The 21,455-nt window shown below is 66.9% G+C and carries 21 protein-coding genes; 8 read left to right on the top strand and 13 right to left on the bottom strand.

The features are described from left to right. Nucleotides 1-13: 13 nt before the first annotated feature. The 8 genes from BMI01S_RS18940 (at nt 14) to BMI01S_RS18905 (ending at nt 9,090) form a co-directional block, all read left to right on the top strand. Complete coding sequence (locus tag BMI01S_RS18940; protein WP_028212034.1) at nt 14-727, top strand: flagellar basal body L-ring protein FlgH; 714 nt, start codon at nt 14-16, stop codon at nt 725-727. Then, complete coding sequence (locus BMI01S_RS18935) at nt 721-1,920, top strand: flagellar basal body P-ring protein FlgI (protein WP_028231364.1); 1,200 nt, start codon at nt 721-723, stop codon at nt 1,918-1,920. Before BMI01S_RS18940 ends, BMI01S_RS18935 begins: the two co-directional genes overlap by 7 nt. Before the next feature lie 10 nt (nt 1,921-1,930). After that, nucleotides 1,931-2,929, top strand: a complete 999-nt coding sequence (gene flgJ / locus BMI01S_RS18930) for a flagellar assembly peptidoglycan hydrolase FlgJ (protein WP_028212036.1) — start codon at nt 1,931-1,933, stop codon at nt 2,927-2,929. A gap of 238 nt (nt 2,930-3,167) precedes the next feature. Beyond that, nucleotides 3,168-3,929 carry a flagellar brake protein gene (locus tag BMI01S_RS18925; RefSeq protein ID WP_028212037.1) on the top strand — a complete coding sequence of 254 codons (762 nt, stop codon included), beginning with the start codon at nt 3,168-3,170 and terminating at the stop codon, nt 3,927-3,929. Between the two features lie 212 nt (nt 3,930-4,141). Further along, nucleotides 4,142-6,169: a flagellar hook-associated protein FlgK gene (flgK, locus tag BMI01S_RS18920; protein ID WP_028231365.1), complete on the top strand. Its 2,028-nt coding sequence runs from the start codon at nt 4,142-4,144 to the stop codon at nt 6,167-6,169. An 11-nt stretch (nt 6,170-6,180) separates the two neighbouring features. Beyond that, nucleotides 6,181-7,425, top strand: coding sequence for a flagellar hook-associated protein FlgL (flgL, locus tag BMI01S_RS18915; RefSeq protein ID WP_028212039.1), 1,245 nt, complete (start codon nt 6,181-6,183; stop codon nt 7,423-7,425). Between the two features lie 241 nt (nt 7,426-7,666). Further along, nucleotides 7,667-8,653 (top strand): hypothetical protein, encoded by a 987-nt coding sequence (locus BMI01S_RS18910; RefSeq protein ID WP_154671292.1) that lies wholly within the window; start codon nt 7,667-7,669, stop codon nt 8,651-8,653. 11 nt (nt 8,654-8,664) lie between these two features. After that, nucleotides 8,665-9,090: a hypothetical protein gene (locus tag BMI01S_RS18905; protein ID WP_028231366.1), complete on the top strand. Its 426-nt coding sequence runs from the start codon at nt 8,665-8,667 to the stop codon at nt 9,088-9,090. 78 nt (nt 9,091-9,168) lie between these two features. On the opposite strand, the gene fliR is transcribed toward BMI01S_RS18905, so the two are convergent. The 13 genes from fliR to fliF all read right to left on the bottom strand — a co-directional run bounded on the left by fliR (nt 9,169) and on the right by fliF (nt 21,372). Then, the gene (gene fliR / locus BMI01S_RS18900) at nt 9,169-9,960 is read right to left on the bottom strand and encodes a flagellar biosynthetic protein FliR (RefSeq protein ID WP_028231367.1); all 792 of its coding nucleotides are present in this window, start codon (nt 9,958-9,960) and stop codon (nt 9,169-9,171) included. 18 nt (nt 9,961-9,978) lie between these two features. Beyond that, on the bottom strand, nt 9,979-10,248 hold the full coding sequence (fliQ, locus tag BMI01S_RS18895) for a flagellar biosynthesis protein FliQ (RefSeq protein ID WP_028212041.1): 270 nt from the start codon (nt 10,246-10,248) through the stop codon (nt 9,979-9,981). Between the two features lie 10 nt (nt 10,249-10,258). Continuing rightward, entirely contained in the window at nt 10,259-11,002 is a 744-nt protein-coding gene (gene fliP / locus BMI01S_RS18890; protein ID WP_244145366.1) for a flagellar type III secretion system pore protein FliP, read from the bottom strand. A gap of 102 nt (nt 11,003-11,104) precedes the next feature. Further along, nucleotides 11,105-11,599 (bottom strand): flagellar biosynthetic protein FliO, encoded by a 495-nt coding sequence (gene fliO, locus BMI01S_RS18885; protein ID WP_042290169.1) that lies wholly within the window; start codon nt 11,597-11,599, stop codon nt 11,105-11,107. 161 nt (nt 11,600-11,760) lie between these two features. Next, a complete protein-coding gene (gene fliN, locus BMI01S_RS18880) occupies nt 11,761-12,219 on the bottom strand; it encodes a flagellar motor switch protein FliN (RefSeq protein ID WP_028212044.1) in 459 nt (152 codons plus the stop codon). Further along, nucleotides 12,212-13,210, bottom strand: a complete 999-nt coding sequence (gene fliM / locus BMI01S_RS18875) for a flagellar motor switch protein FliM (protein WP_028212045.1) — start codon at nt 13,208-13,210, stop codon at nt 12,212-12,214. The genes fliN and fliM overlap by 8 nt, the downstream gene beginning before the upstream one ends. Nucleotides 13,211-13,256: 46 nt before the next feature. Next, nucleotides 13,257-13,769 (bottom strand): flagellar basal body-associated protein FliL, encoded by a 513-nt coding sequence (fliL, locus tag BMI01S_RS18870; RefSeq protein WP_028212046.1) that lies wholly within the window; start codon nt 13,767-13,769, stop codon nt 13,257-13,259. Nucleotides 13,770-14,121: 352 nt separating this feature from the next. Then, entirely contained in the window at nt 14,122-15,747 is a 1,626-nt protein-coding gene (locus BMI01S_RS18865; RefSeq protein ID WP_028231370.1) for a flagellar hook-length control protein FliK, read from the bottom strand. 21 nt (nt 15,748-15,768) lie between these two features. Then, nucleotides 15,769-16,221, bottom strand: coding sequence for a flagellar export protein FliJ (gene fliJ, locus BMI01S_RS18860; protein ID WP_028212048.1), 453 nt, complete (start codon nt 16,219-16,221; stop codon nt 15,769-15,771). Beyond that, nucleotides 16,218-17,918, bottom strand: coding sequence for a flagellar protein export ATPase FliI (gene fliI, locus BMI01S_RS18855; RefSeq protein WP_081716003.1), 1,701 nt, complete (start codon nt 17,916-17,918; stop codon nt 16,218-16,220). Before fliI ends, fliJ begins: the two co-directional genes overlap by 4 nt. Continuing rightward, on the bottom strand, nt 17,912-18,589 hold the full coding sequence (gene fliH / locus BMI01S_RS18850; protein ID WP_028212050.1) for a flagellar assembly protein FliH: 678 nt from the start codon (nt 18,587-18,589) through the stop codon (nt 17,912-17,914). The genes fliI and fliH overlap by 7 nt, the downstream gene beginning before the upstream one ends. After that, nucleotides 18,582-19,577, bottom strand: coding sequence for a flagellar motor switch protein FliG (fliG, locus tag BMI01S_RS18845; protein WP_028212051.1), 996 nt, complete (start codon nt 19,575-19,577; stop codon nt 18,582-18,584). Before fliG ends, fliH begins: the two co-directional genes overlap by 8 nt. Then, the gene (gene fliF / locus BMI01S_RS18840; RefSeq protein WP_028212052.1) at nt 19,567-21,372 is read right to left on the bottom strand and encodes a flagellar basal-body MS-ring/collar protein FliF; all 1,806 of its coding nucleotides are present in this window, start codon (nt 21,370-21,372) and stop codon (nt 19,567-19,569) included. The genes fliG and fliF overlap by 11 nt, the downstream gene beginning before the upstream one ends. Nucleotides 21,373-21,455 lie beyond the last annotated feature (83 nt).

The following is a 21,455-nucleotide window of genomic DNA, read 5'->3' as shown; positions in this document are numbered from 1 at the left end:
GTCGGTGAGTACTATGTCGCAGTCCGTTCGAAACCATCCTCGCACCCGCGCGCCGCGCACGGCCGAGTGCCGCGCGCTCGTGGCGGGCGTGGCGCTCGCGTTGCTGGCGGGCTGCGCCTACCTCCCCAACCGGCAGCCGATCACCCAGCAGCCCATGACGGCCGTGCCGCCGCAGCCGCCCGTCAACACCTCGCCGGGTGCGATCTACAACCCCGGCTACGCGGGACGGCCGCTCTTCGAGGACCAGCGTCCGCGCAATATCGGCGACATCCTCACGATCGTCATCTCCGAAAACATCAACGCGACCAAGTCATCGGGCGCGAACACCAAGCGCGGCAGCAGCACGAGCGTCGCGGGGACCGCGAACTTCCTTCCGGGCTTCTTCAACCGGGCGAACCTGAATACGACGGGCGCGAACCAGTTCGACGCCACGGGCGGCGCCAACGCCTCGAACACGTTCACGGGCGTCATCACCGTGACCGTCACGAACGTGCTGCCCAACGGCAATCTCGTCGTGTCCGGCGAGAAGCAGATGCTCATCAACCAGGGCAATGAATTCGTGCGCTTCTCAGGCGTCGTCAATCCGAACACCGTTGCCGGAGACAACTCCGTGCTTTCCACCGAGGTCGCCGACGCGAAGATCGAATACTCCGCGAAGGGCGTGATCGACGAAGCCGAGACGATGGGCTGGCTGCAACGCTTCTTCCTGAATCTCGCGCCATGGTGAAGATCCGTTTTCATGGTTCGCGCCGCTCGCGCCTGAAAGACGCGCTGGCCGCCATCGGCGTGGTGTTGGGCTTCGTGCTGGCCGGCGGCGCACTCGTTGCTTTCGCGACGCCGGCGCGCGCCGAGCGCGTGAAGGATCTCGCGACCTTCCAGGGCGTGCGCGACAACCCGCTCATCGGCTACGGCCTCGTGGTGGGGCTGGACGGCACGGGCGACCAGACCACCCAGGCGCCGTTCACGACGCAGACGCTCGCGAACATGCTCGCGAACCTCGGCATCTCGATCAACAACACGTCGAGCTCGACGGGTTCGTCGTCGACACTCAACAACATGCAGTTGAAGAACGTCGCCGCGGTGATGGTGACCGCCACGCTGCCGCCGTTCGTGCGGCCCGGCGAGCAGATCGACGTGACGGTTTCCTCGCTTGCCAACGCGAAGAGCATTCGTGGCGGCACACTGCTCCTTACGCCGCTCAAGGGCGCCGACGGCCAGGTCTATGCGCTCGCCCAGGGCAACGTGGCCGTGGGCGGCGCGGGCGCCTCGGCCAACGGCAGCAGGGTGCAGGTGAACCAGCTCGCGGCGGGCCGCATCGCGGGCGGCGCGATCGTCGAGCGCGCCGTGGTTTCGCCGGTCTCGCAGCAAGGCGGCCTCCTCACGATGACCGTCAACGACATGGATTACGACACGACGCAGCGCATCGTCTCGGCGATCAACAACATGTTCGGCGAAGGTGTGGCCATGCCGCTCGACGGCCGCACGATCCAGGTGCACGGCCCCGGCGACCCTTCGGCTCAGGTGGGCTTCATCGCGCAGGTCCAGGATCTCAACGTGACGCCGGCGCAGCCCGCCGCCAAGGTGATCCTCAACGCGCGCACCGGCTCGATCGTGATGAACCAGATGGTGACGCTCGAGAGCTGCGCGGTCGCGCACGGCAATCTCTCGGTCGTCGTGAACACGCAGACGGCGGTGAGCCAGCCCGGCGCGTTCTCGAATGGACAAACGGTGGCGACGCGCCAGTCGCAGATCCAGTTGAAGCAGGACAACGGATCGCTCAAGCTCGTGACGGCGGGCGCCAATCTCGCCGAGGTCGTGAAGGCGCTCAACGCGCTCGGCGCGACACCGGCGGACCTCATGTCGATCCTGCAGGCGATGAAGGCGGCGGGCGCACTGCGCGCCGACCTCGAGATCATCTAAGAGGTGTAACTTGGATAAGACGAACAACGTCGGCGGCAGTCTCGACATCACCAACCGCTTCGCGCTCGACGTCCAGGGTTTCGACGCGATGCGCGCGGCCGCGAACGCCTCGCCCCAGCAGGGCGTGAAGATGGCCGCGAAGCAGTTCGACGCGGTCTTCACGCAGATGATGCTCAAGAGCATGCGCGACGCGACGCCCGACGACAGCCCGCTCGATTCCAGCGACAGCAAGCAGTTCACCTCGATGCTCGACCAGCAGCTTTCGCAGCAGATGTCGAACAAGGGCATCGGCGTGGCGAACGCGATGATCAAGCAGCTCATGCGCAGCATGGGCGGCGCCGACGGCGCGAATGGCGCAGGCGGCGCAGGTGGTGCAGGCGGCGTGGCGGGTGCGATCTCCGGCCTCTCGGGCTCGGACGCGAACGAGGGCAATCTCGCGATGCTCAACGCGCTGGGTCGCGCCTATGGCAATGCAGCGGCCAACGGCTCGCTCGGCAAGGGCACGGGCTACAGCGGCAACAGCGCGCTCACGCCGCCCGTCAAGGGCAACGGCGAAGCCTCGGTGGACGCCTTCGTCGACAAGCTCGCCAACGCGGCGCAGCAGGCCAGCTCGACCACAGGCATCCCGGCGCGCTTCATTCTCGGCCAGGCCGCGCTCGAATCGGGCTGGGGCAAGCGCGAGATCAAGAATGCCGACGGCTCGACGAGCCACAACGTGTTCGGCATCAAGGCGACGAAGGACTGGACCGGCAAGACCGTCTCGACGGTCACGACCGAGTATGTGGACGGCCAGCCGCATCGCGTGGTGGAGAAGTTCCGCGCCTACGACTCGTACGAGGATGCGATGACCGACTACGCGACGGTGCTCAAGAAAAACCCGCGCTATGCGTCGGTGATCAACGGCTCGAAGAGCGCGGAGAGCTTCGCGCACGGCATGCAGCGCGCGGGCTACGCCACCGACCCGCACTACGCGAAGAAACTGCTGACGATCATGCAGCGGATGGCGTAAGGGCAAATTCGCCCATCGCAAACGTTGCCTCGGCGTAGTTGCTGGAAGAAGCCGCGCCAGCGGATTTCGTGGCGGAAACAGGCGCACTTTTTTTGTGCCCAATCCCTAAATTTTTCGAACGGCTTGCCGCTAAAGCAGGCGAGATGAAAAAGCAAACCGGGCGGTAGGACCGCCCGAACGGCGCGCGCGGGCCCGTCCCGCTGGCGCGCTGGCACGTTCACGAATTTCCGGCAGGCCGATGAATACCGTTCAGACGAATCCACAGGAAGCAGGCGAGGGCGCGGATGGCTCCCACGATTTCGGGCGCCGCAATCCGCTCGAGATCGGCGTCCAGCTACGCAATCTCCTCAACCGCGGCGACTTCCTGACCCTCCAGTACCGCGGCGGGCAGCTCGTCACCCGCGTTCTGGCCGTCAACGGGCGCGAGCAGACTTTCGTGTTCGACTGGGGCGCGCTGCCCGAGCAGAACGCGGGCGTGCTCGCCGCGCCTGAGTGCCTGTTCCATGCGTCGCCCGAAGGCGTGCGCGTGGAATTCAGGACGGCCACGCCGCGGCGCACCGAGTTCGAAGGACGCCCCGCGTTCGAAGCCAGTTTCCCCGAAGTGCTGTTCTACGTGCAGCGGCGCGAGTACTTCCGCGTCGACACGCCCGTGCTCGAACCGTGCATTTGCCGCGGCGATCTGCCGGGCGGCGGCCCCCGCTTCGCCTACGAGGTCCATGACCTCTCGCTCGGCGGCCTCGGACTGCGCACGACCGACGAGCGCGTGGCGGATCTCCCCATGGGCCTGCAACTTCCCGACGCCGAGCTCGACCTGCGCGCGCACGGCAAGCTGCGCGTGGACCTCTCGCTCGTCGTGCAGCGCTTCATCGACCTGCCCAATGGCGACCGCCGCTATCACCTGGGCTTTCGCTTCGAGGCGCTGCCCGGCTCCGCCGAGAACACGCTGCAGCGCTACATCACGCAGCTCGAGATGAAACGCCGCGCGCTCGCGCGCGCCTGAGCGCAGGCGTCGCCGAACCGGCGTACGGCGCGCCGGTTCGCCCGGCGCGCACTCCCATGGATACCTAAGGACCCTGGGGTAGCCACCGGGCTGCAATCTTCGCGCTAACGTTTTCGCCCTCATCGAGCGCTTAATTTTCGCAGTGCGCTGCCGATATACCGTGAGTTCACTTCGCGGCTTGCCAGGGGGCAGCCCGCTTTCGAGGATCACGCATGTCCAACATCTTCTCGATCGGTCTGAGCGGCCTGCAGGCTGCGCAGATTGGTATCTCGACCACCGGCGAGAACATCAGCAATTCGACGACCCCGGGATACAACGTCGAATCGCCGGTGTATCAGGAATCGGCCGGTCAGTACACGTCGAGCGGCTATATCGGCGGCGGCGTCACCACCGCGACCGTGCAGCGCGCCTACAGCCAGTACCTCACGACGGCACTGAACAACGCACAGTCGACCAGCAGCGCATACACGGCCTCGTACACCCTCGCCACGCAGCTCGCGAACCTCGTGGGTAGTCCCACCTCGGGCATCTCGACCGCGATCACGAACTTCTTCACCGGGCTGCAGAACGTCTCGAATTCGCCTTCGAGCACGGCAGCGCGCCAGACGGTGCTCTCCGACGCGCAGACGCTCGCCACCCAGATCAACGCCGCGAGCCAGCAGTACGACTCGATGCGCCAGAGCGTGAATACGCAGCTCACGAGCGCCGTCGCGCAGATCAACACCTACACGCAGCAGATCGCGAAACTCAACGGGCAGATCACGGCCGCGAGCGCGGGCGGCCAGCAGCCCAACCAGCTGCTCGACCAGCGCGATCAAGCCGTGGCGAGCCTCTCGCAACTGGTCGGCGTGCAGGTCGTGCAGGGCAGCAGCGGCTACAGCGTCTTCCTCGGCAACGGCCAGCCGCTCGTGGTGAGCAGCAACAGCTACAACCTCGGCACGCAGCCGTCGAACGCGAATCCGTCCGAACTCGACGTGACCTGGGTGGGCCAGAACGGCGCCAGCCCCGCGTCGCTCGGTACGCCGCAGGTGCTGGGTTCGGCGGCGGTGCAAGGCGGCACCGTGGGCGGCCTCGTCTCGTTCGTGCAGAACACGCTCGATCCGGCCGAATCGCAACTGGGCGCGATCGTCACGAGCTTCGCCTCGCAGGTGAACGCGCAGAATGCGCTCGGCCTCACGCTCTCGGGCGGTCAGGGTGGCGCGCTCTTCACCGTGGGTAATCCGGTCGTCACCGCCAGTTCGACGAACCCCGACCCGTTGGCTTCGGTGAGCGCGACGCTCACGAACACCACGCAGCCCCCCACCGACACTTTCAAGCTCAGTTACGACGGCGCGAACTGGAACCTGACCGACACGACGACGAACACGGCGGTTGCGTCCGTGCCGAACGGCACGGCGCCGCTCACGATCGGCGGCTTTTCGATCACGCCTTCGGGCACGCTGAGCGCGGGCGATTCGTTCACGATCGAGCCGACATCCGGCGCGCTCGCGAGCTTCGCGGTCGCCACCAGCGACCCCGCGGCCATCGCGGCAGCCACGCCGGTAGTCGTTTCGGCATCCACCACGAACGCCGGCACGGCCAACGTCACGCAAGGCGCGGTGGGCACGGGCTATTCGACGACCAACCTGCCGGTCACGCTGACCTACGACTCGACCACCGGCATGTTGACCGGCCTGCCCAACGGCACGACGGTGACGATCACCACGCCCGGCTCGACCACGAGCACGAGCGTGACGATCAACAGCGCGGCGACGCCCCCGGTGACCGGTGTCAGCTACAACCCGGCCACGGGCGCCACGTACACGATCACGAACCTCACGGACTCGACCGGCGCCAATGGCGTCGCGACCAACGTGAGCTTCACGATGACGGGCACGCCGTCGAACAAGGACACGTTCACGGTGGCGGGGAACAAGAGCGGCACGCAAGACGGCCGCAACGCGCTGGCGCTTGCGAATCTCACTTCGAGCACGGCGTTCACCGGATCGGCCACGCTCACCACCGCGTACGCGAATTACGTCAACACGATCGGCAACGCCGCGAGCGATCTCAAGGCATCGAACACGTCGCAGCAGTCGCTCGTCACGCAGCTCACTTCGCAACAGCAGTCGGTGCAGGGCGTGAACCTCGACGAAGAAGCTGCGAACCTGATGAAGTATCAGCAGCTATACCAGGCAAACAGCAAGGTGATCCAGACGGCGGCGACGCTGTTCCAGACCTTGATCGGCATTATTCAGTGAGGCGCTGACCCATGCGTATCGCGACTTCCCAGATTTTCTCCTCCAACGTCTCGACGATGGAGAACCAGCAGTCCCAGCTCCTGCAGATCCAGCAGCAGATCTCGACCGGCGTGTCGATCTCGAACCCCGCCGACAATCCGCTCGGCGCCGCGCAGGCCGTGACGCTTTCCGCGACCAGCGCGACGCTCACGCAGTACTCGGCGAACCAGACGACGGCGCTCACCGCGCTGCAGCTCGAGGACACGACGCTCACGAGCGTGACCAGCACGATGCAGAGCATCCACTCGCTCATCATCGAAGCGCAGAACGGCTCGCTCACCGACACGGCGCGCCAGGGCATCGCCCAGCAGATGCAGGGCTATCGCGATCAGCTGCTCACGCTCGCCAATACGACGGACGGCGCCGGCAACTACATTTTCTCGGGCTTCCAGAGCACCTCGCAGGTGTTCTCGAACAAGTCGGGCGGCGGCGTGACGTACAACGGCGACGCAGGCCAGCGCGTGATCCAGGTGGCCGGCTCGCGCAACATCGCCGTGGGCGATACGGGTACGGCGGTGTTCCAGAGCGTGCAGGCGGTAGGCTCAGACATCGTGGCCTCGGGCAACGCGGCGAACAAGGGCACGGGCGTGATCAGCGGCGTGACGGTCACGGACCCGACGCAGGCGACCAACAACGACAACTACTCGATCGCGTTCGGCACCGACCCCGTCACCGGCGCGCTCACCTACACGGTGACCGACAACAGCGCGAGCCCGGCGACGACCACGACGCCCGCCACGTTCACGTCCGGCAACGCGATTTCGCTCGGCAGCGGCATGAACGTGACGATCACGGGCACGCCTTCCGCAGGCGACACTTTCGGGGTCACGCCCGCCACGGCTTCGCAGAACACCGATGTGTTCGCCAGCATCGACAGCATCATCGGCGCGCTGAACACGCCCGTGAGCGGCTCGACCGCGGCGGTCGCCAGCCTCAACAACGCGCTGAACACGGGCCTCACGCAGATCGGCAATTCGCTGTCGAACGTCATCACCGTGCAGGCTTCGGTGGGCGGCCGCGAGCAGGAGGTGAAGGCCTTGCAGACGGTCACGTCCACCAACTCGCTGCAGATCACGTCGAACCTCTCGGACCTCACGAGCACCGACACGGTGGCCGCGATCAGCCAGTACGAGCAGCTTTCGAACGCGCTCACGGCCTCGCAGAAGAGCTTCGCGGCGACGCAGAACCTGTCGCTGTTCCAGTACATCAATCCCTGACCGCGAGCGGTCGGGCGATCGGGCGGTTGACCAGGAAAGCGGACTTCGGTCCGCTTTCTTTTTTGTTGGACGCCGCAAAACTACTGACCGGCTCGACACTGGGGCACCCGGTCCCGGTTTGCCGGAGGTCCACACCGGCTCGGCTCGTTTCGCTCGTGTTGTCGGCCTTTTATCCCACCGCAAAGCCTCCCGTCTCGCTGCGTGCTAGATATACCGGCCTCAGATCGATGCGGAGGAGAACATGTCGCTTCCCGAATGGGGGTATTCGTATAACGCGCTGTGCGTGCCTTTAACGAGCGACTGGCAATGCTCACTCGTGCCCGTGAGTGACGTGGAGGACGTTGATCGCGGCTGGACTCTCTCTTTCGAGGAGCGGCAGAAAGCGCGTAAGCAATGCGAAGAAACGATCGAACAGGATCGGAAGGACTTCGACCGGTTTTTCCGAACTTCCATCAGGCGGTGCCACGCGCGTGCCTGTCGTGATTTCAGCGCCTATGCCGCGTTTATCGGCGAACACCTGCGGATCTCGGGCCTGTCTGCACCAGTCGACGGCGAAGACGTGACGCGCATTCTCCGTGACGCGGTACGCGATGGCCGGATCGTTCCAGCTATCGACCGGGCGTGGCGGGGTAGTCGGCGGGTTGCCCGGTTCTACGCACCCCAGAGCTGGCCGAAACGGACACCAGACCCTAAGCCGACTGTCTACGGGGTCCATGACGGCCAGTTCGTACCGCTTGATGAGAACGGATGCTTTGTCGATCGCACGGCATACGTGCCGTTTGCCGTCAGGGCAGCCGCGACCGTAAGCAACGCCGCAGGTTCTCGCGGCGGAACTGGTTGGCCTCGCGCGGTTGATGTGGCTGCGGGAGCCGTGCTCGGGGCGTACGATTCAGATGGCAATGAACTCGGCAGCGACACGCGTGAGTCTCGCGTGTTCAGCGATGACAATGGCGACACCTCGACGCGGCTTGGTGATGCGCAGCCGTTCAATTATCAGCCTGATCTGCGTCACGACGATGCATTCGATATTGCGAAGACACCCAATGAAGGCGAGCCGGGTACGTGGTACACAAACCCCGGCAGTGGCCAGATGCGCCTATATGGAGGCGATGGCAAGGCAGTCGTAGATTTCGATTTTGACCACGACCATGGGCAGGGTGTCCCGCACTCGCACAACTGGGAGAGTGGCGTGCGCGGTCCTGGAGTTCCCTTTTCTTTATTGCCGTGAGTGTTTTCGTTATGGATACGTACATTGATATCGGAAGCGTTGCGGATTTTCCGAGCTTTCACGATGCCGAATTGCGCGGAATTGAACACGATCCCGAAGCGCGTTCCCTTACGCTGCGCTTCCGCCGCGTTGGGGGCGAAGTTGAAGTGTTGAAATTCTTCGAGGTTGTCGCGCAACGCCTGATCGATTTCGCCGGTCAGAATGTCGCGTCGAGGCTTTTGATCTCACCAAAACACACCTTTACGTCCGCTGACGCGCAGACATGGGTGCAGTGGATCAACAGTCGCGATGATTCGAAAGGTACGGGGATCAGCGGGGAAGAAGGCGATAAGTACGCGTCCGATTTTCGGGCCGGGCGGCTAACGCTGTTCGTGCTTGAGCCATCGTGTGGCGCAGAAATGGCGGTGCTGTGCGAGTCCGTGTCAATCAAACGGTAGAGAGCGTTCCAACGTACGTGTCCGAAAAGTCCCTGCGAGTCGCATGATTGAAACCTGTTTGCGCCAACGGAACCCCCTTCACCCCGGCGGCCGCAGCGCGCCCGCCACGCGTCCCATCTGTTCGATGCCGCTGTCGAAGAGGCGAGCGAAGTAGGGAATCAGGTTCGGCATCATGAGCTGGATGAGCAACAGGCCCACGAGCATCGTGAGCGCAAAGCCGATCTGGAAGATGCCGATTTGCGGGGCCGCGCGGTTGAGAATGCCGAGCGAAAGATTGGTGATGAGGAGCGCGACCACCACCGGCAGCGCGAGCAGCAGGCCCGAGGAGAGGACCGTCGCGCCATAGCCCGCGATCAGCCGCCAACCCGAGGCGCCCAGCACGCTCGCCGTGACCGGCACCGACTGGAAGGTGGCGACGAGCGCCGCGATCATCTGCAGATGGCCGTCGAAGGCGAGGAACGCGAGCATCGCCATCATGTTCAGCCAGGAGGCCAGCGCGGGCGTGCTGGTGTTGGCCTGCGGGTCGAAGAAGCTCGCGAAGCCGAGGCCCATGCCGAGGCTCATGAGGTCGCCCGCCATGGTGATGACCGCGAACACGAGCTGCATCGTGAAGCCGAGCGCGATGCCGATCAGGAACTGGTTGACGAGAATCCACACGCCCTCGGCCGAGAACACCGTGACCTGCGGCATGGCCCCGAGCGTGGGCGCGACGATCAGCGTGATGAAGCCCGCGAGGCCGATCTTCACGCGCGTGGGCACAGAGCGGTTGCCCACGACGGGCGCGACCGCCACGAGCGCGAGAATGCGCGTGAACGGCCAGAGGAACGCCGTGAGCCAGGCGTTGAGCTGCGCGTAGGTGACCGTGAACATCGTGCGGCGCGGCCGCGTTTAACCCGCGAGCTGCGGAATGCTCGTGAACATGCGGTGCATGTAGTCGAGCATCGTCGTGAGCATCCACGGCCCGGCGATCACGAGCGTGACCGCGATGGCGATCAGCTTGGGGATGAACGATAGGGTGGGTTCGTTGATCTGCGTAGCGGCCTGGAAAAGGCTCACCACGAGACCCACGACGAGCGAGACGAGCAGCAGCGGCGCGGCGAGCAGCAGCGCGACGTACATCGCCTCGTGGGAGAGCGTCATGACCATTTCGGGCGTCATGTTCGGATCCTCAGGTGAAGCTCTGCGCGAGCGAGCCGATGAGCAGCTGCCAGCCATCCACGAGCACGAACAGCATGAGCTTGAACGGCAGCGAAATGGTCGCGGGCGAGACCATCATCATACCCATCGACATGAGCACGCTCGCCACCACCATGTCGATGATGAGAAACGGAATGAAGATCGTGAAGCCGATCTGGAAGCCCGTCTTCAGCTCGCTGGTGACGAACGCGGGCACGAGCAGCGTGAGCGGCACTTCTTCGGGGCCCTGCATCGGCGCCGCGTGCGAGATGCGCGCGAAGAGCGCGAGGTCGGACTCGCGCGTCTGGCGCAGCATGAAGGTCTTGAAGGGCGCGACGCCGCGCGCCACGGCGTCGTCCATCGAGATCGTGCCGGCCGAGAACGGCTTGTAGCCGTCGTTGTACGCCTTGTCGAGCACCGGCGACATCACGAACAGCGTGAGAAAGAGCGCGAGGCCCACGAGCACCTGGTTGGGCGGCGAGGTCGTCGTGCCGATCGCCTGGCGCAGCAGCGAGAGCACGATGATGATGCGCGTGAAGCTCGTCATCATCAGCACCATCGCGGGCAGGAACGACAGCATCGTGAGCAGCAGCATCGTCTGCACGCTCAGCGAATACGTCGTGCCGCCGTTCGGGCCGGGGCTCGTGTTGAAGGCGGGCAGGCCAGCCGGCTGTGCTGCCGCTTGCGCGTGCGCGACGTGCGGCAGCGCGAAGGCGAGCGCGAGCGCGCCGAGCATCAGCGCGAACGGGAGCGCCGTTCGGGCGAGCTTCGCGAGGGAATCCGCGCGTGCGCGGGCGTCGCCGCCTGCGGGCGCCGCGTGAGGGGAACTGCCTTGCATTTACTGCGCTCCGCCGTCGTGTCGTGTGAAACGCGTCTTGAAGCGTTTGTCCGCCTCGCCTTTCAGCGCGTCACGAAAGCGCTGGGCGAAGGTGCCTGAGAGGCCGGAGCCCGGGTGGCCGCTCGCGGCCATGGCGCCGGCGGGGAGTTCGCCCGCGGGCATGGTGTGCAGCAGCCGCACGTTGCCGGGCGCCGCGCCGAGCACGAGCCAGGTATCGCCGATTTCGACCACGGCCACGCGCTCCTTGCCGCCGAGCGCGGCCCCGCCGATGGTCCTCACGAGCGCGTTCCTCGGGCCGCCTTGCAGGCCCAGACGCCGTGCGAGCCAGGCGCAGCAGAACACCACGCCGATCACGACCGCGAGGCCCAGCACCGTCTGCACGACGGCGCCGAAGCCGAGCGCGGGCACTGCGCTGCCGGCCATCACGGCGGAGGCGCCCGAAGCTGCACGCGCGGCTTCGTTGATCGCCTGGAGATCGGCGGCCCGCGCGCTCATCACGGCGAAAACCGCAGCGAGCCCGAGCGAGAGGTGCACCGCGAGGCGCGACGCGAAGCGCAGCGCCCGCGCGCCGCGGGATTGGCGGATCAGCCGCGAGACCTGGCGTGAGGCGTGCTGCAAAGCGCGCGTGTGCGCCGCGCCGCGAACTGCCTCGCGGTTCATCGGTTCAGCTTCCGGATCCGCTCGGACGGCGTGATGATGTCGGTCAGGCGAATGCCGAACTTGTCGTTCACGACCACCACTTCTCCCTGGGCGATGAGGCAGCCGTTCACGAGCACGTCCATCGGCTCGCCGGCCATGCCGTCGAGTTCCACCACCGAGCCCTGCGCGAGTTGCAGCAGGTTGCGGATGGCGATCTTGGTGCGGCCCAGCTCGACGGTCATCTGAACGGGAATGTCCAGAATCATGTCGATGTCGTTGGCCGTCTTCGTCGAATCGACCTTCGAGAGCGACTGGAACACGGCTGCCGGCTGCGCGGCCGGCGCTTCGTTGCTGTTCTGCTCGGCAAGCGCGCTCGCCCAGTCGTCCATGGAGTCGCCGCCCGCTTCCTGCACAGCGGCGTCGAAACCCGGGTCGAGCACCGGCTCGTCTGCGCTCGTGCCGTTTACATCACTCATATCCACCTTCCTTCATCGTGTCGGCTGCGCTGATCATCTTCTGGACCCGCAACGCGTATTGACCATTGAAAATTCCGTAGCCGCACTCCATCACCGGCACGCCGTCGACCTTGGCGACGATGTGCTCCGCGATGTTGATGGGCAGCACGTCGCCCTTCTTCATGTTCAGGATCTGCTCGAAGGTGACGGGCACCTGCGCGAGGTCGGCCGTGAGCTGGACTTCGGCGGCCTGCACCTGCTGCGAGAGCACGCGCACCCAGCGGCGGTCCACATCGAGCACTTCGCCTTGCAGCGGCGAGGTGAGCACGTCGCGAATCGGCTCGATCATCGAGTAGGGCATGCAGATGTGCAGCGTGCCGCCCGTCGGACCGAATTCGATCGAGAACTGCGTGACGATCACGATCTCGTTGGGCGTGGCAACGTTTGCGAACTGCGTGTGCATTTCGGAGCGCACGAACTCGAACTGCACCGGCCGCACGCTTTTCCACGCGCTCGTGTAGTGCTCGAACACGAGGTTGAGCAGCTTGCCGATGATGCGCTGCTCGGTCTGCGTGAAGTCGCGGCCTTCCACTCGCGTGTGGAAGCGCCCGTCGCCGCCGAACAGGTTGTCCACGACGAAGAACACGAGGTTCGGGTCGAACACGAACAGCGACGTGCCGCGCAGCGGTTTCACGTGCACGAGGTTCAGGTTCGTCGGGATCGGCAGGTTGCGGGTGAACTCGCTGTACTTCTGCACGCGCACCGGACCGACCGAGATCTCGGCGGTACGGCGCATGAAATTGAAGATGCCGACGCGCAACAGGCGCGCAAAACGCTCGTTGATGATTTCGAGGCCCGGCATGCGGCCGCGAACGATACGCTCCTGCGTCGCGATGTTGTAGGGCCGCACACCCTGCTTGTCGGCCGCACCCGAGTCGGAATCGACTTCGCCGGTGACGCCTTTGAGGAGGGCATCGACCTCCTCCTGGGACATGAACTCGTCGTGACCCATCGTCATGATGACTGGCCCTCCATCGCGGTGGTCATGTCAGCCGCGCTCACTGGACGACGAATTCGGTGAACAGCACGTCGTCGACGTGCATTGGCCTTTCGTTCCCGCCTACGGGCTGCGAGATCAGCACGGCGAGCTCCGTGGCGAGCGCGCGCTTGCCGTCGAGCGGTGCGAGATCGGACGGATGCTTGTTCGAGAGCGCGAGCAAGAGGCGGCTGCGGATCTCGGGCATGCGCGCCACGAGCGCGTCCTGGGTGGCCTGGTTGTCGAGCTTGAGCGTGAGGCCGATGCGCAGGTAGTGCGATTCGCCGTCGTCGGACTGCAGGTTGACGGTCATCGGCTCGAGCGCGTAGTACACGGGCAGAGCGGGCGCCGCCGCGGCGGGCCCAGCCGACGCAGCGGGCACGCCAGCCGGATGGCGCGACATGACGAACCAGGTCGCGGCGGCCGCCGCGCCGGCGGCGAGGATCGCAATGAGCGCGATCACGAGAATGCGCTTCATCGGTCCGGGTTTCGCGCCCTGAGGCGCGGCTTGCTGGGATGCGGGGGTGGTCGCCATGTCGAAAAGTCAGCCAGGATGCGTGCGAGGGTCCGGAGCACCGATCCGATGGTCACTCCGGGCATGCTGCATTGTTCCGGCTTTTTCCTTTCAGCGATGGGAGGAATAGACGGGAGAATTCCGGCTATCTCGTGGTTTTGTTGAAAGCTGCGAACCGGCCGTGGGCAGCGGTGGCGCAGCGCAGGGCGAAGCGGCGCGGTGCCCCGGTCGCCGGTCGCCGGTCGATATGGAGCGCGGGGAGGCTCACGGCGCGCCGTGCGGCCGCTGGCAGTTGCGAGCGCCGCCGCACCGCCCGAACGGGCGTCGGGCAGCGAGGGCGGATCGGGGGGTCGGGGAGATCGTGTGGAAACGGTCAGGCGAACGTGTCGATCAGCCCGACGGTGCGCTGCGTGACGCTCGCGGTGGGGGTGCCGGGATCCTCGCCCGAAGCGACCGTGCCGAGCGTGCCGCCCGAACCCGACGAGCCGGAGCGGCCCGAGCCGCTGCGGTCCTGCTGCGCCTGCTGGTTCATCTGGCGCGAGAAGCCGTCGCTCACGCTCGCGCTGCCAAGGCCGATGCCGTTCTGCTCCATGGCCTCGCGCAGCTTGGGCAGCGCCGCTTCCACGGCTTCGCGCACCTGCTGGTGCTGGGAAACGAAAAGAGCATGCGCGTGGCTTTCCGTCACCTGCAACACGACCTGCAGCGGCCCGAGATCCTTTGGATTGAGCGTGAGTTCCGCCGACTGCTGGTGGGCGTTCGAGAGGAACACGACCTTCTGGCTCAGCGCGTCCTCCCAATCGTTCGTGCCGACCTGCGGCGCGAGCGACGCGGAAGCGGCCGCGGCCGCCGGATTCGCGGTTGCGCTCGCCGCCTGCGCGGCCTGGGCCTGCGCGGCCGTTGCCGCGGCGATGGCGGCCGCCTGGGTCGCGCCCTGGGTGTCGGTCATGGCGGGGCTGGCCGTGCTGGCGGCCGGCGCGACGCCGCCGGACTGCTGCTGGGCCGCTGTGGTGAGCGCATCGGTGACCGCTTTTGCGGCGTCGGGCGTGGCTGAGGTCGCGCTCCTGGCCGCGTCGGCACCCGCCCCGCTGCTGGCCGCCGCGCTGAACGCCTTGTCCTGCGCATGCGCGCTCAGGTGCGATGCAAAGCTGCTGGCGATGCTGGAGCCGGCGCCCGCGGTCGTGCCGGTGGCAGTGCTGCTCGCCGTCGTGCTGGCCGCGCCTGCCGTGCTGACCGCATGGGTGGAGAGCGCCGCCGCGCCGCCGCGCAGCGTCGCGAGCGCGGCTTGCAGGGCATCGTGCACCGACTTCGGGTTGGCGCTCGCGGTGCCTGCACTGCCCGTGCCGTCGCCTGATGCGCCCGCGGCGCCCGACGTGCTCGACGTGCCCGCGCCTGCGGCGGCCGTGGCCGCTGCTGCCGCCGCGGCGGAGGCGACGCCCGCAAGCGTGCTGTCGCCGCTCGTCTGGCTGGCGTCGGTGCTCGCGCCGGTCTGCGTCTGTTGGCCCTGCTGCGCCTGCTGGGCTTGCTGCGCCTGGGCGGCGGCGATCTGCGCGCCCGCGGCTTCGGCCTGCTTTTGCTGGGCGCGTACGGCGTCGGCGCGGCGATCGGTGCCCGACGCAGGCTGCGAGCCCTGGTTCGAACTCGTGCCGGTCGTCTGCGTGCTGTTGCTCGTGCTTTGCGACGCGCTGCTGGTGCCGGTCGGCGCACTCGAGCTGGACTGCGCAGCCGCATTGCGCTGCGAGCTTTGCGACGACTGCACGGCCTGACTGGGCTGACTGGGCTGACTGGACTGACTGGACTGACTGGGTTGACTCGCTTGCGAGTGCTGGGCGTTCTGCGCGTCGATGTGCTGTTGCAGGCTCTGCGCGAAAGTCTGGCCCGATGCGTCCGACTGGCTGATGGTGTTCGAAACGGCGTTCGATGTGGCGTTCGATGCGGGATTGCCCGTCACGGCGTCGGCGGCGGCGCCGAGCAGCGAGGAAACGGCGGAGAGGAGCGACATGCTGGCGGCCTCGAAAACGTGTTACGGGTGTTGCGACGTTCGCATGCGTAGCACGCGGGCCGCGTGTTCGTCGGCGTCGCGCTGTTCGCGGCGGGCGTCCTTGCGGGCCTCGACTTCGTCCTGGCGCGACTGCAGGACCTCGTAGGAGCCGAGCTTCTGCTTGCTGCGCTGCCATTCGGGCCTGGCGGCCTCCACGCGCGCGGTGGCCTGCTCGAGAATGCGCCGCTGCTGCTCGATGGCCGAGTCGAGCGTGTCGATGAAAGCCTGAAAGTTGCGAACGTTGCCCGCAGCCATGCCGGTGCGCGCCGACTGGGTGAAGCGCGTGTGGTACTCGTCGCGGTAGGTGATGAGCGCCTGCAACTGCTTCTCGACCTCGCCGCGCTCGCGTTGCACGCGGCCAAGCTTCTGCGTGGCGGCGTCGACGTCGTCCTGGGCGAGGCCGATCAAGGTTTGCAGCGCGGTCTGTTTCGTCATGTCCTGGCTCCAATCAGTTGGCCGAGCATCTCGACGCTCTGATCATAATTCGCGGTTTCGCGAAAACCCTGCTGAAGGAAGGCCTCGATGCGCGGATACAGCGCGATCGCTCGGTCGAGCACGGCGTCGCGCCCACTGACGTAGGCACCCACGTTGATGAGGTCGCGGTTGCGCTGGTAGCGCGAAAGCATCTGCTTGAATGCACGCGTCTGGTTCAGATGCGGGTCGTCGATCAGCGCGGTCATCGCGCGGCTGATCGAAGCCTCGATGTCGATGGCCGGATAGTGCCCCGCCTCGGCGAGCGCGCGGGAGAGCACGATATGGCCGTCGAGAATCGCGCGCGCCGAATCGGCGATCGGGTCCTGCTGGTCGTCGCCTTCGGTGAGGACGGTATAGAACGCCGTGATCGAGCCGCCGCCCTCGGGGCCGTTGCCGGTGCGCTCGACGAGCGCCGGCAGCTTCGCGAACACCGAGGGCGGATAGCCCTTGGTCGCGGGCGGCTCGCCGATCGCGAGCGCGATCTCGCGCTGCGCCATCGCATAGCGCGTGAGCGAATCCATGAGCAGCAGCACGTGCTTGCCCTGGTCGCGGAAATATTCGGCGAGCGAGGTGCTGTACGCGGCGGCCTGCATGCGCAGGAGCGGCGAGACGTCGGCGGGCGCGGCCACGACCACCGAGCGCGCGAGGCCGTCCTCGCCGAGGATCTGCTCGATGAATTCCTTCACTTCGCGGCCCCGCTCGCCGATCAGGCCGATCACGATGACTTCGGCGCTGGTCGCGCGCGCCATCGTGCCGAGCAGCACCGACTTGCCCACGCCCGAGCCCGCGAAGAGGCCCATGCGCTGGCCGCGTCCGACCGTGAGCAGCGCGTTGATCGCGCGCACGCCCACGTCGAGCACCTTGTGGATCGGCTCGCGGTTCAGCGGATTGATGACGGGCGCGGTGAGCGGCGCATCGGCCTCGGTGTTCAGCGGACCGAGACCGTCGAGCGGCTTGCCGGAGGCGTCGACCACGCGGCCGAGCATGCCCCAGCCCACCGGCAGGCGCTTGGCGCCCGCCATCGGGTCGGCGATCGGTGCGGTTTCGAGCGGCCAGACGCGCGCGCCGGGCAAGAGGCCCGCGACCTGGGTCGTCGGCATGAGGAAGAGCTTGTCGCCGCCAAAGCCGACCACTTCGGCTTCGGCCATCGGCAGCGAGCTGCCCGCGGGCAGCTCGATCATCACCTCCGCACCCACGGCGAGGCGCAGCCCCACCGCTTCGAGCACGAGGCCAGCTGCGCGCGTGAGACGCCCGCAGCCGCGCAGCGGCAGCGCGAGCGCATTGCGGTCACGCACGCCGCGCAGTTGCGCGTTCCACGCGGTCAGGAACGGGTTGGCCGGGTCGTAGTTCGGCGGCGGCACGTAGGGCGCGGGGCGCGCTTCGGGAGGCGCGCCGTGGTCCGTCGTCGCGGGGGCCGCGCTGGTTGGCGGGGCATCGGCGGCATCGGCGGCCAGCGCGGCGTCGATTGCATCGATCGCGTCGCTTGCGGCGATCTCGCGCGCGTTCGGGATGTCGAGGTCGCCCACGAGCAGCGCGCCGAGCTGTGCGGGATCGTGCGCGAGCGGCCCGAAGGAGGCGAGCGCGAGTTCCTGTTCGAGCGGTGTGAGGCCGCCCGTGTGGATCGCCTGATGGCTCGCCGGCTGCGAATGATTCACCATGGCCTCGCCTTGCCGAGCGCCGCCGTCACGCGCTCCCAGCGCGTGCGGATGCTGGCGTCGGTTTCGCCCGTCGCGGCCTGCGCGCGGCAGCCGCCGCGCTCGATCGTCGGGTCGGTGCGCACGGTCCAGCCGCGCGCCTCCAGATCTTCCATCAGGTAGGCCTCGACGATCGGCAGGTCGGCGGGGCTCACCACGAGCTGCGGCGAACCCGCGAGCTGCGGCTCGGCCGCGAGCACTTCGCGCGCGACCGCGACGAGCGCCGTCGGGTCATGCTGCACGTGCTGGCGCACGACTTGCTGCGCGATGTCCAGCGCCAGCTCGACGAGCGTCTCGGCTACGCCGGCCTGAGCCGTTTCGAGCGCGTCGCTAAAGCGGCTCGCGAGCGCCGCGAGCTGCGCCGCCTGCGCGCGCGCCTCGGCCTGACCCTGCTCGAAGCCTTGCTGGCGGCCCTGTTCGTGACCGGCCTGATAGCCGAGCGCCTGGCCCGCCACATGGCCCGACTTGAGCCCTTCCTGGTGGGCGGTGTCGCGCAAATGCTGGAGCTGCGCTTCGAAGGCGGCCGCCTCGTCGGGCGTGGGCGGCGGCGGCGGGGGAGGCGGCGGATCGAACGACGCCATCTCCCAGCGCTGGTACGCCGAGCGACGGCTGTTCGAAGATGTCGTCTCAGACATAAGCGTCTTCCGCCTTGCCGCCTAGCACGATCTGGCCGCTCTCGGCGAGGTTGCGCACGATCTGCAGGATGCGGCGCTGCTGCGCCTCGACTTCCGACACGCGCACCGGACCGCGCGCGTCGAGGTCTTCGGCGAGCAGTTCGGCCGCGCGCTGCGACATGTTCGAGAGGAACTTCGTGCGCAGCGCGGGCGGCGCGCCCTTGAGCGAAATGATGAGCGATTCCGACTCGACTTCCTTGAGCAGCAGCTGGATCGCGCGGTCTTCGAGGTCGAGCAGGTTCTCGAACACGAACATCTGGTCGATGATCTTCTGCGCGAGCTCCGCGTCGTAGGCGCGCACGTTCTCGATCACGCCTTCCTCGTGCTGGCTCGTCATGAAGTTGAGGATCTCGGCCGCCGTGCGAATGCCGCCCATCGGGCTGCGCTTGAGGTTGTCGCTGCCCGAGAGGAGGTTCGTGAGCACGTCGTCGAGCTCGCGCAGCGCCTGCGGCTGGATGCCGTCGAGCGTCGCGATACGCAGCAGCACGTCGTTGCGCAGGCGCTCGGTGAAGCACGAGGCGATTTCCGAGGCCTGGTCGCGGTCGAGGTGCACGAGGATCGTCGCGATGATCTGCGGGTGCTCGTTCTTGATGAGCTCCGCGACCGACCCGGAATCCATCCACTTGAGGCCTTCGATGCCGCTCGTGTCGCCGCCCTGGAGAATGCGGTCGATGATCGCGCCGGCCTTGTCCTCGCCCAGCGCCTTGTTGAGCACGTTGCGGATGTAGTCGTTCGAGTCGAGCGAGAAGGCGGTGTGCTGCTCGGCTTCCTTGACGAAGTCCTGCAGCACGGCCTCGATTTCCTCGCGCTTGACGTTCTTGAGCGCCGCCATCGCGGCGCCGATTTTTTGCACTTCGCGCGGACCGAGGAACTTGAAGACCTCGGCGGCCTCTTGCTCTCCGATCGACATGAGCAGCAGCGCGCTCTTGTTAGCGCCTTCAGCGTTCATCGTTCACCCAGCTCTTCACGACGGTTGCGACGATTTTCGGATCCTGGCGCGCGATGGTGCGCGCGTATTCCAGGTTGCGTTCGAACTTGTTCTTCTCGTTTTCGAAGGCGAGCAGGGCGGCTTCGCTATCCGCGCCTTCTTCGCCTTCGCCGCTCGCGCCCACGCGCACGGCCTCGGGGATGCCGTCGAGCAGCAGCGGCTCGCCGTCCGCCATGCCCGGCAGCGCAGGCGCGACCGGTTCGGGCGGCGGGAACGCGCGGCGCAGCGCCGGCTTCACCATCACGAAATAGAGGAACAGGGCGACCGCGCCAATGCCAAGCCACGTCGCAATCTGTTTGGCAAGGGCGAGGATGTCGGGTTGGCGCCACCATGGCAGGTTCGCGTTCGGATCGACTTCGGTCCGGAACGCGGCGTTCACCACGTTCACCGAGTCGCCGCGCTTCGCATCGTAGCCCATGGCGTCCTTCACGAGCTGCTCCACCTGCGCGAGCTTCTGCGCGTCGAGCGGCTGCAGGGTGGCGTGGCCCTTGGCGTCCAGCTTGGGCTGATAGTTCACGATCACGGCCACCGAAAGACGCTTGATGTCGCCCGGCGCCTGTTGATAGTGGCGCACGGTCTTGTCGAGCTCGTAGTTCGTGGTGGTGTCGCGATGATCGGAGACCGGCACCGAGGCGGCTGCGCCGCTCGCGCCCGCCGGCGCGCTGATGGGCGCGGAGGCCGGCTGCGGCGGCTGGTTCGTGAGCGCGCCGGGTACGCCGCCCGCGCCGCTTTGCTGCATCTCCGTGGAAATGTTCTGCTGCTGGCTGCGGATCGCGGCGGCCTGCGCGTTGCCGTTCGGACCGTAGGCCTCGGAGGTCTGCTCGAGCTTCGAGAAGTCGAGGTCGGCGCTCACCTGCGAGCGCGCGTTGCCGGCGCCGAAGAGCGGCGCGAGGATCGCGTCGATGCGCGACTGGGTATCGTGCTCGACCTGGCGCACGTATTTGAGCTGCGACGCGTCGAGGCCCACGCCCGTGGCGCTCTGCGTGAGGAGGTTGCCGTCCTGGTCGACCACCGTCACGTTGCGCACCGGCAGGTCCGGCACGGCGGAAGCCACCATGTGCGTGATGGCGGCGACCTGGCCGTCGTCGAGAATGCGGCCCGGGTACAGGTTCACGAGCACCGAGGCGGAAGGCGCCTCGCGCTCGCGCACGAATACCGAGGGCTTCGGAATGGCGAGATGCACGCGCGCCGACTTCACGCTCGCGATCGACTGGATGGTCTGCTCGAGTTCGCCTTCGAGCGCGCGCTGGTAATTGATTTGTTCGGCGAACTGGCTGATGCCGAACTTCTGGTTGTCCATCAGCTCGAAGCCCACCGAACCGTTCTTCGGCAGGCCCTGGGAGGCGAGGCGCAGGCGCATTTCGTTGACCTGCTCGGAGGGCACGAGAATCGCGCCGCCGGCGTCCGAGAGCTTGTAGGGAACGTTTGCGGCCTGGAGCGCGGTAATGATCGCGCCGCCGTCGCGGTCCGAGAGATTGCTGTAGAGCACCTTGTAGTCGGGGGCGCGCGACCAGAGGACGAGACCCGCCACCACGGCCACCAGCAGTGCCACGGCAAAAATGAGCGGCGCGCGCGGGTTGCCGCGCACGTTGCGCAGCGACGAAAGCGAGCCGAGGCGCTGCGCAAAGCCGCCGCCGAGGTCTTCCGCGGCGCCCAGGCCTGCGCCCGCGCCAGCGCCGGGCGCGGCGCCGGCGCCAGAGGTGGCGAGGCCCATGCGGGCATCGGGGTTGATCAACGAGTTGGCTGTCGAATCCATGCGACGGGTATCTCCGGAGGCTTGCAGGTCTCGCCGCGCGCGGCACAGACTTTCACTTGACGCATTATCCGCAGCCGCTTACA

This window comes from Paraburkholderia mimosarum LMG 23256 = NBRC 106338 (assembly GCF_000739815.1).
Taxonomy (GTDB): Bacteria; Pseudomonadota; Gammaproteobacteria; order Burkholderiales; family Burkholderiaceae; genus Paraburkholderia; species Paraburkholderia mimosarum.
Note: the sequence above shows the minus strand (reverse complement) of the source record. Positions and strands in the feature narration are given on the sequence as shown.